Source organism: Streptomyces sp. NPDC088915 (assembly GCF_044749825.1).
GTDB lineage: Bacteria > Actinomycetota > Actinomycetes > Streptomycetales > Streptomycetaceae > Streptomyces.
The window spans coordinates 105,187-120,234 of record NZ_JBIVIR010000018.1 but is presented as its reverse complement, the minus strand read 5'-3'; the positions used below and the strand labels follow the sequence as shown (position 1 = coordinate 120,234).

The 15,048-nt window shown below is 74.6% G+C and carries 11 protein-coding genes; 10 read left to right on the top strand and 1 reads right to left on the bottom strand.

Annotated elements, in window-relative coordinates; translation table 11 throughout:
- Positions 1-71: 71 nt before the first annotated feature.
- The 5 genes from ACIP5O_RS29465 to nudC all read left to right on the top strand — a co-directional run bounded on the left by ACIP5O_RS29465 (position 72) and on the right by nudC (position 10,617).
- Positions 72-629, top strand: a complete 558-nt coding sequence (locus tag ACIP5O_RS29465) for an MGMT family protein (RefSeq protein ID WP_401298503.1) — start codon at positions 72-74, stop codon at positions 627-629.
- 266 nt (positions 630-895) lie between these two features.
- Positions 896-4,411 (top strand): ATP-dependent helicase, encoded by a 3,516-nt coding sequence (locus ACIP5O_RS29460; RefSeq protein ID WP_401298501.1) that lies wholly within the window; start codon positions 896-898, stop codon positions 4,409-4,411.
- Positions 4,412-4,630: 219 nt separating this feature from the next.
- Complete coding sequence (locus ACIP5O_RS29455; protein ID WP_401298498.1) at positions 4,631-8,080, top strand: ATP-dependent helicase; 3,450 nt, start codon at positions 4,631-4,633, stop codon at positions 8,078-8,080.
- Positions 8,081-8,090: 10 nt separating this feature from the next.
- Positions 8,091-9,509, top strand: a complete 1,419-nt coding sequence (locus ACIP5O_RS29450) for a dipeptidase (protein ID WP_401298495.1) — start codon at positions 8,091-8,093, stop codon at positions 9,507-9,509.
- A gap of 196 nt (positions 9,510-9,705) precedes the next feature.
- Positions 9,706-10,617, top strand: a complete 912-nt coding sequence (gene nudC / locus ACIP5O_RS29445) for an NAD(+) diphosphatase (RefSeq protein WP_401298727.1) — start codon at positions 9,706-9,708, stop codon at positions 10,615-10,617.
- A 93-nt stretch (positions 10,618-10,710) separates the two neighbouring features.
- Here the strand turns inward: nudC and ACIP5O_RS29440 are convergent, their stop codons facing one another.
- Positions 10,711-10,953: a mycoredoxin gene (locus ACIP5O_RS29440; protein WP_030688646.1), complete on the bottom strand. Its 243-nt coding sequence runs from the start codon at positions 10,951-10,953 to the stop codon at positions 10,711-10,713.
- A gap of 189 nt (positions 10,954-11,142) precedes the next feature.
- Here ACIP5O_RS29440 and ACIP5O_RS29435 point away from each other — a divergent pair, with 189 nt between their 5' ends.
- The 5 genes from ACIP5O_RS29435 (at position 11,143) to ACIP5O_RS29415 (ending at position 15,015) form a co-directional block, all read left to right on the top strand.
- Entirely contained in the window at positions 11,143-13,323 is a 2,181-nt protein-coding gene (locus tag ACIP5O_RS29435) for an ATP-dependent DNA helicase UvrD2 (RefSeq protein WP_401298492.1), read from the top strand.
- Between the two features lie 172 nt (positions 13,324-13,495).
- Positions 13,496-13,843, top strand: coding sequence for a hypothetical protein (locus tag ACIP5O_RS29430; protein ID WP_401298489.1), 348 nt, complete (start codon positions 13,496-13,498; stop codon positions 13,841-13,843).
- A 193-nt stretch (positions 13,844-14,036) separates the two neighbouring features.
- On the top strand, positions 14,037-14,405 hold the full coding sequence (locus ACIP5O_RS29425; RefSeq protein ID WP_401298486.1) for a WhiB family transcriptional regulator: 369 nt from the start codon (positions 14,037-14,039) through the stop codon (positions 14,403-14,405).
- Positions 14,402-14,725, top strand: coding sequence for a hypothetical protein (locus ACIP5O_RS29420; protein ID WP_356542500.1), 324 nt, complete (start codon positions 14,402-14,404; stop codon positions 14,723-14,725). The genes ACIP5O_RS29425 and ACIP5O_RS29420 overlap by 4 nt, the downstream gene beginning before the upstream one ends.
- A gap of 107 nt (positions 14,726-14,832) precedes the next feature.
- A complete protein-coding gene (locus ACIP5O_RS29415) occupies positions 14,833-15,015 on the top strand; it encodes a hypothetical protein (RefSeq protein WP_125667765.1) in 183 nt (60 codons plus the stop codon).
- Positions 15,016-15,048 lie beyond the last annotated feature (33 nt).

Below are 15,048 nucleotides of genomic sequence, written 5' to 3'. Positions count from 1 at the left end.
TCCTCGTACGCGTTCTTCTTCGTGTCGTTCTTGTCGCTCTTGATCTCGTATCACCAGTCACCGCCCGCACGATGGTGGCACGAAGAGCTCCCGGGCGGAGGCATCAGGGCCATGTCGGTGGAGTGAGGCAGGATGGGACGGACGGGTCCGGAGGGGCCCGTGCGACGGGACGGACGAGGCTGGAGGGGCCCGTGGGGGAGGCCGGAGAGGCGCCGGAGGAGGCGGCCGGGGAGCTGCCCGCGTACGCGGAGCGGGTGCTCGACGTCGCGGACGCGATCCCGCCGGGCCGCGTGATGAGCTACGGCGACATCGCCGAGTGGCTGGGCGAGGGCGGGCCGCGCCAGGTCGGCCGGGTGATGGCCCTGTACGGCGGGGCGGCACCGTGGTGGCGCGTGGTCCGCGCGGACGGCACGTTGCTGCCCGGCGCCGAGCCGCGGGCCCTCGCCCACTACCGCGAGGAGGGCACGCCGCTGCGGCAGGCGGGCCCGGCGTCCGAGGGGCACGTGCCCAGGATCGACATGCGGCGGGCGCGCTGGGACGGGGTGCCGGACGCGGGTCCGGGCGCGGGCGTGGAGACCGGCGGGAGCGCCGGTACGGACGCCGGCGGGGGTGCCGGAACTCACACGTGAGGGCATCGCCCCAGGAGGCACGGGCCGGGCGGGGCGGACGGACCGGGCGCGGTACGGGAAGCGGTGCGGAGTGCGGCTCGCCGCCGCCCGGCTTCGCGTAACGTCGTCGTTCGCGTCTTCCGGGGCGGCCACGGCACACGGCCGTTCCGGGGCGGCCACGGCACCCGGCTGTTCCAGGACGGCCACGGCACCCGGCCGTTCCGGGGCGGCCACGGCACACGGCCGCCTCACCCGCACCACCACACCCACCAGGACCGGCGATCCACGTGAGCTCCTCCTCCACCACCCGGCGTACGCCGCCGCACCAGGGACAGCCGCACCCGGGTCCGGGGCGGCAGCGGACCCCGGGCGCGTACCGACTGGTGCGCACCGCGCCGGCCCCGCTGGATCCCCCTCGACTGGACGCGGTCCAGCGGGAAGTGGTTGAGCACGACGGCGGACCGCTCCTCGTCCTCGCCGGACCCGGCACCGGCAAGACGACCACCCTCGTCGAGGCGGTCGCGGCCCGCGTGGAGGCGGGCGCCGACCCCGAGCGCCTCCTCGTCCTCACCTTCAGCCGCAAGGCCGCCGTCGAACTCCGCGACCGGATGGCGGCCCGGCTCGGCGGCCGCCGCCCGCCGCAGGCGACGACCTTCCACTCGTACTGCTACGCCCTGATCCGCGCCCACCAGGACGCCGGACTCTTCGCGGAACCGCTCCGCCTGCTCTCCGGACCCGAACAGGACCTCGCGGTGCGCGAGCTGCTCGCCGGTCAGATCGACCTGGAGAAGAGCGGCCTCGGCGGCATCCGCTGGCCCGACGAACTGCGCGCCTGCCTCACCACCCGCGGCTTCGCCGACGAGGTGCGGGCCGTCCTCGCGCGCTCGCGGGAACTGGGCCTCGAACCGGACGCGCTCGCCCGCTTCGCCGACCGGGTCGGCCGCCCCGACTGGAAGGCGGCGGCCGGCTTCCTCGCCGAGTACCTCGACGTCCTCGACCTCCAGGGCGTCCTCGACTACACGGAGCTGGTCCACCGGGCCGTCCTGCTCGCCGGGAGCGTCACCCTGCCCCGGTACGACGCGGTGTACGTCGACGAGTACCAGGACACCGACCCGGCGCAGGTCCGGCTCCTCCACGCGCTCGCGGGCGGCGGCCGGAGCACGGTCGTCGCCTTCGGCGACCCGGACCAGTCCATCTACGCGTTCCGGGGCGCCGACGTGAACGGCATCCTCGACTTCCCCGACTCCTTCGGCGGCGCCGGGATCCGCGTCCTCGGCACCTCCCGGCGCTCCGGCGCGCGGCTCCTCGCCGCGACCCGGGAGCTCGCCCGGCGGATGCCGATGCCCCGGCTCCCCGCCGACCGGGTCCGCGCCCACCGGGAGCTGACGGCGGTACGGGACGGGGGCCGGGCGGAGGCGTACACCTACCCGACGGCCTCGGCGGAGTCCGAGAACATCGCCGACCTGCTGCGCCGCGCGCACCTGGAGGACGGCGTCCCCTGGCAGGACATGGCCGTCCTCGCCCGCGCCGGGGCCTCCCTGCCCGCCCTGCGCCGCGCCCTCACCTCGGCGGGCGTCCCGGTCGAGACGGACGCGGCGGACACCCCCCTCCGCCACGAACCGGCGGTGGCACCCCTGCTGCTCGCCCTCCGGGCGGTGTCGGGGGCGGGGGCCCCCGCCGGGACGGGGACGCGGGGCGGCTCCGGAGACGACGCGGCTCCGGACGGGACCGTCACCGACGGCGGGACTGCTTCCGATGAGCCGCCAGGCGCGGAGGCGGACGCGGAGGCAGAGGCGGGCTCAGAGGCAGAGGCAGGCACAGGCGCGGAGGCAGGCCCAGGAGCAGAGGCAGGCGCAGACGCGGAGGCAGGCTCAGGCGCAGAGACAGGCGCAGGCACCGGCACCCCTCCCGACCGCCACGGCGACGGCGGGTGGCTCGACACCGAGACCGCGCTCGCGTTGCTCGCCTCGCCCCTCGCCGGGGTCGACCCGGCCGACCTGCGCCGCCTCGGCCGGGCGCTGCGGGACGAGGAGCGGGCCGCGGGCAACAAGGTGCCGCCGCCCTCCGACGTCCTGCTCGCCCGCGCGCTCGCCGAGCCCGAGCGGCTCGTCGCGCACGACCCCGCGCACACCCACGGCGTGCAGCGGCTCGGCAGGCTCCTCCGGGACACCCGGACGCTGCTCGCCGCGGGCGGCACCGCCGAGGAGGCCCTCTGGGAGCTGTGGAAGGGCACCCCCTGGTCCGGCCGCCTGGAGCGCTCGGCCCTGCGCGGCGGCCCCGCGGGGCGGAACGCCGACCGCGACCTCGACGCCGTCTGCGCCCTCTTCGAGACCGCCGCCCGCGCCGAGGAGCGCGTCGGCGGCCGGGGCGTCGTCAACTTCCTCGAAGAGCTCGACGCCCAGGACATCGCCGCCGACACCCTCACCCGCCGCCACACCCGCCCGGACGCCGTCCGGCTCATGACCGCGCACCGCTCCAAGGGCCTGGAGTGGAGCCTCGTCGTCGTCGCCGGGGTCCAGGAGGGCCTCTGGCCCGACCTGCGCCGCCGCGGCTCCCTCCTCGAAGCCGACCGCATCGGCCGCGACGGCCTGGCCGAACCCCTCACCCCGGGCGCCCTCCTCGCCGAGGAGCGCCGCCTCTTCTACGTCGCCGCCACGCGCGCGCGTGACCGACTCGTCGTCACCGCCGTCAAGGCCGCCGCCGAGGACGGGGACCAGCCCTCCCGCTTCCTCACCGAGTTCGGCGCCGAGCCGAAGGACGTCCCCGGCCGCCCCCGGCGCCCCCTCGCCGTCTCCGCCCTGGTCGCCGAGCTGCGCGCCACCACCGTCGACCCCGACGCCTCGCCCGCGCTCCGCGACGCCGCCGCCCACCGCCTCGCCCGGCTCGCCGCCCTCACCGACGACGAGGGCCAGCCGCTGGTCCCGGCCGCGCACCCGGACCGCTGGTGGGGCCTGTTCGAGCCGACCCGCGCCACGACCCCGCTCCGCGACCGCGACCGGCCGGTCGCGCTCTCGCCCAGCTCCCTCGACAACCTCGTCAGCACCTGCTCCCTCCAGTGGTTCCTGGGCCGCGAGGTCAAGGCCGACGCCCCCGCCACCGCCGCCCAGGGCTTCGGCAACGTCGTCCACGTCCTCGCCGACGAGGTGGCCTCCGGCCGCACCCCCGCCGACCTCGACGTCCTCATGGCCCGCCTGGACTCCGTCTGGGACGCCCTCGCCTTCGACGCCCCCTGGAAGTCGGCCCAGGAGAAGCGGAACGCGCGCGTGGCGCTCGAACGCTTCCTCAGCTGGCACGTCATGGACCGCGCCGGCCGCACCCCCGCCGCCTCCGAGCACGACTTCGACGTGACCCTGGAGGCGGGGGAGTACGAGGTCCGCATCCGGGGCTCCATGGACCGCGTCGAGACCGACGCGCAGGGCCGCGCCTACGTCGTCGACTTCAAGACCGGCAAGTCCGCCCCCACCAGGGACGAGGTCGCCCGCCACCCGCAGCTCGCCGTCTACCAGCTCGCCGTCCGCGAGGGCGCCCTCGACGAGGTCTTCGACGGGCGCCGCCCGGAGCCGGGCGGCGCCGAGCTCGTACAACTGCGGCAGGCCGCACCGAAGAAGGAGGGCGGCGACGCCCTGCCGAAGGTGCAGGCGCAGGAGCCGCTGTCCGGGGAGTGGGTCGGGGAGCTGCTCGCCGGCGCCGCCGGCCGGGTCCTCGACGAGCGCTTCACCCCCACCACCGGGCAGCACTGCGCCACCTGCTCCTTCCGCGCCTCGTGCAGCGCCAGGCCGGAGGGCCGGCACGTCATCGAGTAGAGCGAGTAGATCGAACAACAGCAGGGGTCCCGGCACGGGCGACCGGCCCCGCGCGTGACGTTCCGCCGTCACGGGCGACCGACCACGCGCGCGCGCGTGTGTGACGCCCCGTCGGAAAGAGAGGTCCGTCACGCGCGCGGGAGCCCCGCCCCCGGAACTCCCGGCCCCGGAGCCCCGCACCCGGCCGGCGCTGTCCGACCGCCCCGCTAGCCTCTTCCGGTGACCGCACGCATCGCCGACCCCGAGGAGCTCAAGGAGCTGCTCGGCATCCCGTTCACCCCGGAGCAGACGGCGTGCATCACCGCGCCGCTCGCCCCGCAGGTCGTCGTGGCCGGCGCCGGCTCCGGCAAGACGACGGTGATGGCCGCCCGCGTGGTCTGGCTCGTCGGCACGGGCCAGGTCGCCCCCGAGCAGGTCCTCGGCCTCACCTTCACCAACAAGGCCGCCGGCGAACTCGCCGAGCGCGTCCGCACCGCCCTCGTCCGCGCCGGCGTCACCGACCCGGACGCGATCGACCCCGACAACCCGCCGGGCGAACCCCGCATCTCCACCTACCACGCCTTCGCCGGGCAGCTCCTCACCGACCACGGCCTCCGCATCGGCCTGGAGCCCACCTCCCGGCTCCTCGCCGACGCCACCCGCTACCAGCTCGCCGCCCGCGTGCTCCGCGAGGCCCCCGGCCCGTACCCGGCGCTCACCCGGTCCTTCCCGACCCTCATCACCGACCTGCTCGCCCTCGACGCCGAGCTGGCCGAGCACCTCGTACCGCCCGACCGGCTCCGCGCGTACGACACCGAGCTGCTCACCGCCCTCGCGGGCGTCCGGCTCAGCAACGCCGAGCTGCGCAAGGTCCCCGAGGCCGCCGCCGCACGCCGCGAACTCCTCGACCTCGTCGTCCGCTACCGCGCCGCCAAACGCTCCCGCGACCTGCTCGACTTCGGCGACCAGATCGCCCGCTCCGCCGAACTCGCCACCACCAGGCCCGAGGTCGGCACGATCCTGCGCGACGAGTTCCGGGTCGTCCTCCTCGACGAGTACCAGGACACCTCCGTCGCCCAGCGGCTGCTGCTCTCCGGCCTGTTCGGCCAGGGCACCGGGCACGCCGTGACCGCCGTCGGCGACCCCTGCCAGGCCATCTACGGCTGGCGCGGCGCCTCCGTCGCCAACCTCGACGACTTCCCCGAGCACTTCCCGCACCGCGACGGCAGCCCCGCGAGCCGCCACGCGCTCTCCGAGAACCGGCGCAGCGGCGGCCGCCTCCTCGACCTCGCCAACGGCCTCGCCGCTCCCCTGCGCGCCCTGCACGCGGGCGTGGAGGCGCTGCGGCCCGCGCCCGGCGCCGAGGACGACGGCACCGTGCGGATCGCCCTGCTGCCCACCCACGCCGAGGAGATCGACTGGCTCGCGGACTCCCTCGCCCACCTCGTCCGCACCGGCCGCGAACCCGGCGAGATCGCCGTCCTGTGCCGCACCGCCACCGACTTCCCCGCGATCCACGCGGCCCTCGTCGCCCGGGACGTGCCCGTCGAGGTCGTCGGCCTCTCCGGCCTCCTCCACCTGCCCGAGATCGCCGACCTCGTCGCCGTCTGCGAGGTCCTCCAGGACCCGGGCGCCAACGCCTCCCTGGTACGGCTCCTCACCGGCCCCCGCTGGCGGATCGGCCCCCGCGACCTCGCCCTCCTCGGCCGCCGCGCCCGCCTCCTGGTCCACCGGGGGAGCGAGGAGACCGACCCCGAGCAGCGGCTCGCCGCCGCCGTCGAGGGCGTCGACCCGGCCGAGGTGATCTCCCTCGCCGACGCGCTCGACACCTTCCTCGACTCCGGCGGCACCCCCGACGACGGCCTCGCGTTCTCCGCCGAGGCCAAGGTCCGCTTCGCCCGCCTCGCCGCCGAACTGCGCTCCCTGCGCACCTCGCTCGCGGACCCCCTCATGGACGTGCTGCACCGGGTCCTCACCACGACCGGCCTGGAGGTCGAGCTCTCCGCCTCCCCGCACGCCCTCGCCGCCCGCCGCCGCGAGACCCTCGGCCACTTCCTCGACGTCGCCGCCGGCTTCGCCTCCCTCGACGGCGAGGCCACCCTCCTCGCCTTCCTCGGCTTCCTGCGCACGGCCGTCCAGTTCGAGAAGGGCCTCGACAGCGCCCTGCCCGGCGGCGAGAACACCGTCAAGGTCCTCACCGCCCACAAGTCCAAGGGCCTGGAGTGGGACGTCGTCGCCGTCCCCGGCCTCGTCACCGGCCAGTTCCCCAGCGCACGCGCGCGCGAGGCGTGGACCTCCCAGCCGCAGGTCCTCCCGCACGCCCTGCGCGGCGACGCCGCCACGCTCCCGTCGATCGACACCTGGGACGCCAAGTCCCTCGCCGCCTTCAAGACCGCCATGCGCGAGCACCAGCACACCGAGGAACTGCGCCTGGGGTACGTCACCTTCACCCGCCCCCGTTCCCTCCTCCTCGGCTCCGGCCACTGGTGGGGCCCGAGCCAGAAGAAGCCCCGCGGCCCCTCGGACTTCCTCCTCGACCTGTACGACCACTGCGCGGCCGGCCACGGCGAGATCGAGGCCTGGGCGGACGAACCGGAGGAGGACGCGGAGAACCCGACCCTGGCGGACGCCGACCGGGACCAGGCCTGGCCGCTGCCGCTGGACCGGGAGTCCTTCGAGCGCCGCCGGGCGGCCGCCGCGCTTGTCCGGGACCGGTTGTGGACGGTCGTTCCGCAGGGGGGAACGGGGGAGCACCACCCCACGAGCGCGGCGCCCGGCCCCTGGGACCCGCACCCCGAGGAGCCCTGGGAGGACGAGGAGCCGGCCTGGGACGAGGAGCCCGTCTGGGACGAGGACGAGGAGTCGCTCCCCGAGGACACCCACGCGGACGCGGTTCCGGGCCCGAGAACCCCGGAACCGGAGGAGCCGGAGGCGCCCGAGGAGCCGGAGGAGCTCGAAGGAGCAGGGCCCGACGCCCTCACCGCCGAGGACGCCAGGACCATCGCCTCCTGGGACCGCGACCTCACCTCCCTCACCACCGAGCTCCGCCGCGCCCGCGCCACCACCCGGGACGTGCTGCTGCCCGCGTACCTCTCCGCCTCCCAGGTGCTCCGCCTCGCCGCCGACCCCGACGGCTTCGCGCGGGAGCTGGCCCGGCCCCTGCCCAAGCCGCCGCAGCCCGCCGCCCGCCGGGGCACCCGCTTCCACGCGTGGGTGGAGTCCCGCCACGAGGAGCTGCCGCTGCCGTTCCTCGGCCCGGAGGAGCTGCCCGGCGGCGAGGAGTTCGCGGGCGAGCCCGAGATCCTCGACGAACGGGACCTGGAGGAGCTGAAGGAGGCCTTCGCCCGCACCCCGTACGCCCGCCGCACCCCGTACCGCGTCGAGGTCCCCGTCCACCTCACCCTCGCGGGCCGGGTCGTCCGGGGCCGGATCGACGCCGTCTACCGGGACCCGGAGACCGGCGCGTACGAGATCGTCGACTGGAAGACCAGCCGCACCCGCAGCGCCGATCCGCTCCAGCTCGCGATCTACCGGCTCGCCTGGGCCGAGCAGCACGGCCTCGCGCCCGAGGAGGTGGCCGCCGCCTTCGTGTACGTCCGGACGGGCGAGGTCGCCCGCCCCGCCCGGCTGCCCGGCCGGGCCGGCCTGGAGGCGATCCTGCTGGGCGGGGCACCCCCGGACGCCGGATAGGCTCATATGTATGAGCGAGACCCCGGACAGCGCCGTCCACGCAGTGCGCGCGTACATCGAGCGGCACCGTGCCGCCTTCCTCGACGACCTCGCCGAGTGGCTGCGCATCCCGTCCGTCTCGGCGCAGCCGGAGCGGGCCGGTGACGTGCGGCGCAGCGCCGACTGGCTCGCCGCCGAGCTCACGGAGACCGGCTTCACGACGGTCGAGGTCTGGGAGACCGCCGGCGCCCCCGCCGTGTTCGCGGAGTGGCCCTCGGACGACCCGGACGCCCCGGCCGTCCTCGTCTACGGCCACCACGACGTGCAGCCCGCCGCACGCGAGGACGGCTGGCACACGGACCCGTTCGAGCCGACCGTCGTCGACGGCCGGATGTACGCGCGCGGGGCGGCCGACGACAAGGGCCAGGTGTTCTTCCACACCCTCGGCGTCCGCGCCCACCTCGCCGCCACCGGCCGCACGGCCCCCGCCGTCCACCTCAAGCTGCTGATCGAGGGCGAGGAGGAGTCCGGCTCCCCGCACTTCCGCGAGCTGGTCGAGGCCCGTGCCGGACGGCTCGCCGCCGACGTCGTGATCGTCTCCGACACCGGCATGTGGTCCGAGACCACCCCCACCGTCTGCACCGGCATGCGCGGGGTCGCGGACTGCGAGATCGAGCTGTACGGCCCCGACCAGGACATCCACTCCGGCTCCTTCGGCGGCGCGGTGCCGAACCCGGCCACCGTCGCCGGCCGGATCGTCGCCGCCCTCCACGACGCCGACGAGCGCGTGGCGATCCCCGGCTTCTACGACGGGGTCACCGAGCTGACCGACACCGAGCGCGCCCTCGTCGCCGAGCTGCCCTTCGACGAGGCGGCCTGGCTGCGCACCGCCAGGTCCCACGGCACCCTCGGCGAGGCCGGCTTCTCCACCCTGGAGCGGGTCTGGGCCCGCCCCACCGCCGAGGTCAACGGCATCGGCGGCGGCTACCAGGGCCCCGGCGGCAAGACGATCGTCCCCGCCTCCGCCCACCTCAAGCTCTCCTTCCGGCTCGTCGCCGGCCAGGACCCCGCCAAGATCGAACTCGCCGTACGGGACTGGCTCGCCGGACTCGTCCCGGCCGGGATCCGGTACGGGATCGTCTTCGGCGCCCCGACCCGCCCCTGCCTCACCCCCCTCGACCACCCCGCCCTGAAGGCGGTGGCCGGGGCCATGAGCCGGGCCTTCGACGGTGCCGAGGTCCGCTACACCCGCGAGGGCGGCTCGGGTCCGGCCGCCGACCTCCAGGACGTCCTGGAGGCACCCGTCCTGTTCCTCGGCATCTCCGTCCCGTCCGACGGCTGGCACGCCCCCAACGAGAAGGTCGAGCTCGACCTCCTCATGAAGGGCGTCGAGACGACCGCTCATCTCTGGGGCGACCTGCCCGTCGCCCTCCGGGCCGCCGAGCGCTGAACCCACCACACCGAACCGGGGGAGTTGGAAGCAACCTGTGAGCACCTTGAAGAACGCGCCGGCCCCGAACGACCCGTCGGCCCCGGAGAACGCGCCGGCCCCGACGACCGAGCCCGCCCCGGGGAACGCCCAGGTCCCGACGACCGAGCCCGCCCCGGAGAAGGCCCCGACGACCCCGCCGGCGGCGGACCGCCCGATCTCGCTCACCGCCCCGAGCGGCATCGACCGCGCCGCCCACCACCGCCTCGACGAGGCGTGGCTCGCGGCGGCCTGGAGCCACCCCACGACCCGGGTCTTCGTGGTCTCCGGCGGCCAGGTGCTGATCGACGACCGGCCCGACGGCACCACCGAACTCGTCATGACCCCGGCCTTCGAGGCCCCGGTCACCGAGACCCACCGCTACTTCCTGGGCACGGACGCCGACGGGGTCTCCTACTTCGCGCTCCAGAAGGACTCCCTGCCCGGCCGCATGGACCAGTCCGCCCGCCCCGCCGGACTGCGCGAGGCCGGACTGCTGCTCTCCGACCGGGACACCGCCCTGATGGTGCACGCCGTGGCCCTGGAGAACTGGCAGCGCCTCCACCGCTTCTGCTCGCGCTGCGGCGAGCGCACGGTCATCGCCGCGGCCGGGCACATCCGCCGCTGCCAGGCCTGCGGCGCCGAGCACTACCCGCGCACCGACCCCGCGGTGATCATGCTCGTCACGGACGAGCACGACCGGGCCCTGCTCGGCCGCCAGGTCCACTGGCCGGAGGGCCGCTTCTCGACCCTCGCCGGCTTCGTCGAGCCGGGCGAGTCCATCGAGCAGTCGGTGGTCCGCGAGGTCTTCGAGGAGGCGGGCGTCACGATCGGCGAGGTCGAGTACGTCGCCAGCCAGCCCTGGCCCTTCCCGTCCAGCCTGATGCTGGGCTTCTTCGCCCGCGCCACCTCCTCGGAGATCACCGTGGACGGCGAGGAGATCCACGAGGCCCGCTGGTTCTCCCGCGAGGAACTGGCCGCGGCCTTCGAGACCGGCGAGGTCCTCCCCCCGTACGGCATCTCGATCGCCTCCCGCCTGATCGAACGCTGGTACGGCAGACCGCTCCCGAAGCCGGGCGACGTGACCTGACCCGCGCGGCCTTCCGCGCACGTGGAAGAGCCCCTGCCGGACAACGTGTCCGGCAGGGGCTCTTTTCGGCCACCACGAAGGGGCGGCGGAGACTCAGACGCCGATCTTCTGCTTGACCTGCGCGAGGCTCGGGTTGGTCAGGGTGGAGCCGTCCGGGAAAAGCACGGTCGGCACGGTCTGATTGCCGCCGTTGGCCTTCTCGACGAACGCCGCCGAGTCCGGGTCCTGCTCGATGTTGATCTCCGTGTACGCGATGCCCTCGCGGTCCATCTGGCTCTTCAGCCGACGGCAGTAGCCGCACCACGTGGTGCTGTACATCGTCACAGTGCCCTGCATGGCCAGGCGCTCCTCTGGTTCTTCGCTCGCGTTCGCTGACGGGTCCGAGAAGGAGAACGTACGCCCTGCCCGTCCCATTCCCGGAACCGGTCCCGGGCCCGGTTCCACGCCCCGGATTCGTATGACCGGCGCCTCCCGCCTGTGGACAACCCGCCGCACCCACCCCACGGGACCTGGCAGCATGGCGGGGTGACAGCAGCAACGCACTCCACTCTCTTCCCCCGGGTCCCGGAGACGGCCGACGCGGTGCTCGACGGGCTCGACCCCGAGCAGCGCGAGGTCGCGCTCGCCCTGAGCGGCCCGGTGTGCGTCCTTGCGGGAGCCGGCACGGGCAAGACGCGGGCCCTCACGCACAGGATCGCGTACGGGGTCCGGGCGGGCGTGCTCCAGCCCGCCGGAGTCCTCGCCGTCACCTTCACCAACCGCGCCGCGGGCGAGATGCGCGGCCGGCTCCGGCAGCTCGGCGCGGGCGGCGTCCAGGCCCGCACCTTCCACTCCGCAGCCCTCCGCCAGCTCCAGTTCTTCTGGCCGAAAGCGATCGGTGGCGAGCTGCCCCGGCTCCTGGAGCGGAAGGTCCAGCTCGTCGCCGAGGCCGCGGCCCGCTGCCGGCTCCGGCTCGACCGGAACGAGCTGCGGGACGTCACCGGCGAGATCGAGTGGGCCAAGGTCACCCAGACCGTCCCCGCCGACTACCCGGCGGTCGTCGCCAAGGCCCTCAGGGACGCCCCCCGCGACCCGGCCGAGATCGGCCAGATCTACGCCACGTACGAGCAGCTCAAGCGCGACCGCTCGGTGATCGACTTCGAGGACGTGCTGCTGCTCACCGTCGGCATCCTCCAGGACCGGCACGACATCGCCGACCAGGTCCGCCGCCAGTACCAGCACTTCGTGGTCGACGAGTACCAGGACGTCTCCCCGCTCCAGCAGCGGCTGCTCGACCTGTGGCTCGGCGACCGCGACAACCTCTGCGTGGTCGGCGACGCCAGCCAGACGATCTACTCCTTCACCGGCGCCACCCCCGACCACCTGCTGAACTTCCGCACCCGGCACCCCGGCGCCACCGTGGTCAAGCTGATCCGCGACTACCGCTCCACCCCCCAGGTCGTCCACCTGGCCAACGGACTGCTCTCCCAGGCCCGCGGCCGGGCCGCCGAGCACCGCCTGGAGCTGATCTCCCAGCGCGACCCCGGTCCCGAGCCGGTGTACGCGGAGTACGTGGACGAGCCCGCCGAGGCCGAGGGCACCGCCCGCCGCGTCCGCGACCTGATCGCCGCCGGCGTCCCGGCCGGCGAGATCGCCGTCCTCTACCGGATCAACGCCCAGTCCGAGGTCTACGAGCAGGCCCTCGCCGACGCCGGGGTGCCCTACCAGCTCCGCGGCGCCGAGCGCTTCTTCGAGCGCCAGGAGGTGCGGGAGGCGGGCGTCGCCCTGCGCGGCGCGGCCCGCGCCGGGGGCAACGACTCCCTCCTCGACGACGCCGAGGACCTTCCCGCGCAGGTCAGGGCGGTCCTCTCCACCAAGGGCTGGACCGGCGAGCCGCCCGCCGGCTCCGGCGCCGTCCGCGACCGCTGGGAGTCCCTCGCCGCCCTCGTCCGGCTCGCCGAGGACTTCACCCGCGCCAGGCCCGGCGCCACCCTCTCCGACCTGGTCGCCGAACTCGACGAGCGGGCCGCCGCCCAGCACGCCCCGACCGTCCAGGGCGTCACCCTCGCCTCGCTGCACGCGGCCAAGGGCCTCGAATGGGACGCCGTCTTCCTGGTCGGCCTCACCGAGGGCATGATGCCGATCACCTACGCCAAGACCGACGAGCAGGTCGAGGAGGAGCGGCGCCTGCTGTACGTGGGCGTCACCCGCGCCCGGGTCCACCTCACGCTCTCCTGGGCCCTCTCCCGCTCCCCGGGCGGCCGGCCCTCCCGGCGCCCCACCCGCTTCCTCAAGGGCCTGCGCCCCGGCTCCGGCTCCCTCGGGACCCTCGGCTACGGCGGCGGTCCGGGCTCCGTCGAGCGGGGGAGCGGCCCCGTCCGGCGCAAGCCGCGCGGCCCCGTCCTCTGCCGGGTCTGCGGCGCGACCCTCACCGAGGCGGGCGCGATGAAGCTGATGCGCTGCGAGGACTGCCCCTCGGACATGGACGAGGGGCTGTACGAGCGGCTGCGCGACTGGCGCGCCGAGCGGGCGCGGGAGCTCGGCCAGCCCGCCTATTGCGTCTTCACCGACAAGACGCTCATGGCGATCGCCGAGCGGGTCCCCGGCACCGGCGGAGAGCTCGCCTCGATCGCCGGCGTCGGCACCCGCAAGCTGAACCGCTTCGGAGCCGACGTCCTGGCCATCTGCGCAGGTGAGGAGGGAGGGGCGGGTGTCGACGAGCTCTGAGGAAAACTCGTCGGAAAAATAGTTTGCGCCCGCCCCGTCAAGCCCCATAGGTTCTTAACCACGGAAACGGCGGCTTCTTCGAAGCCCTGTCTTCGTGCTGTACTTGTCCAAATAAACATGAGGGTCCGGCTCGCACCCGAGCCCTCCGAGACGCCGAGAGGAGGCGATTCCAGTGATCAGCTACACGATTCAGACCAGCACCGTCAGCTTCGTCAGCACCGCCAAAATGACCGATCGCTCGGTCGTCTCCGCCTGCACGCTCGGCCTCTCGGCTTCGGCGTTCATCGGCACCGGTCTGCCTACCACCGGTCTCTCCGGCCTCGGCACGTCCGTCGCCGTGGAGCTGCGGCCCTCCGTGGCCCTGCGCAATGAGCGACCGACCAAGGCACTGGAAGCAGGAGCAGCGGGCAAGGCCAAGGCCTATGCCTTTGCGGCGACCGGTGCCGGCACCCAGCAGCAGACGATGCACCACACGATGTGGGCCTTCCGTGGGCTCGAACCCTGGAGTGATCCAGCCTGATCCAGGATCAGGCAGGCGCCTTCAGGGCCGCGGAACCCCACCCGGGATCCGCGGCCCTTCTGTTTGTCCCCGAACGGGGACGGTTCGTCTCCGAGAGGAGGCGGGCGGGAGAAGGGGCCTCGGGACAGAAACACCCGGTACCAGCCGAAACCCCGGCCAACAGGCCGGAACGACCAGACGAGGAAAGAACACCGTGCAACTCGAAGCGCACGCCCCGTCCGTACCGCCTTCCGAATCGATCCCCCAGCCCGGCCTCACGGAGGACCCCGCTTTGACCCCCCTCACCGCGCTCACCGCGCTCGACGACGCCATCGAGAACCTCGGCGTCCCCGTCCCCTGCCGCTCCTACGACCCCGAGGTCTTCTTCGCGGAGTCCCCGGCGGACGTGGAGTACGCGAAGTCCCTCTGCCGCACCTGCCCGCTCATGGCCGCCTGCCTCGCCGGCGCCAAGGAGCGGCGCGAGCCGTGGGGCGTCTGGGGCGGTGAGCTCTTCGTCCAGGGCGTGGTCGTCGCCCGCAAGCGGCCGCGTGGTCGCCCGCGCAAGAACCCGGTCGCGGCATGAACGCCACCGGAACCATCGACCGCCCCCACACGCACGATCCCCAGAAGCAGGCCCCGATGACCTCTTCCCCCAGCGAGCCCGCCGGCTCCGCGACCTCAGTCTTCTCCCCCGCCGCCGCTCCCGTGGCGCGTCAGAACAGGACCCGTGAAATGCAACTCATCCCCGAAGCCCTGGCTCGTGCCCATATGCACGACCGACAGCGTGAGGCCGACGCGGAACGCCAGGCCGTGCGCCTGGTCGCCGCCCGGCGCATGCAGCGCCGCGCCGAGCGCGTCTCGCTGCGCGCCCGCCGCGCGCTCGCCATGGCCGTCATGCACTGAGAACCCGCGCCCTCCGGGGCGCCGTCGCGGGGGTCGGTCCGTCAGGACCGGCCCCCGCGGTGCGTTGCGCGGGACCGCGGACGTCCCGCCGGGCTATCGTCGCGAGGGTGAACGACGCCGGTGCCCCCGAGGAGCCCCTCACCTGTGCGCGCTGTGGCAGGACCGCCGACACCCTGCCGCTGACCTGGACCTTCTCGGTCGAGGACGGTCGCCGGGTGTACTTCTGCGAGGACTGCTCCCGGGACAACCTCCGCGCCATCGAGGGCAGGCTCGACTCCTCCTGGTGGTGACGCCTCCGCCGGACACCCCCTAGGGCCTGTCCG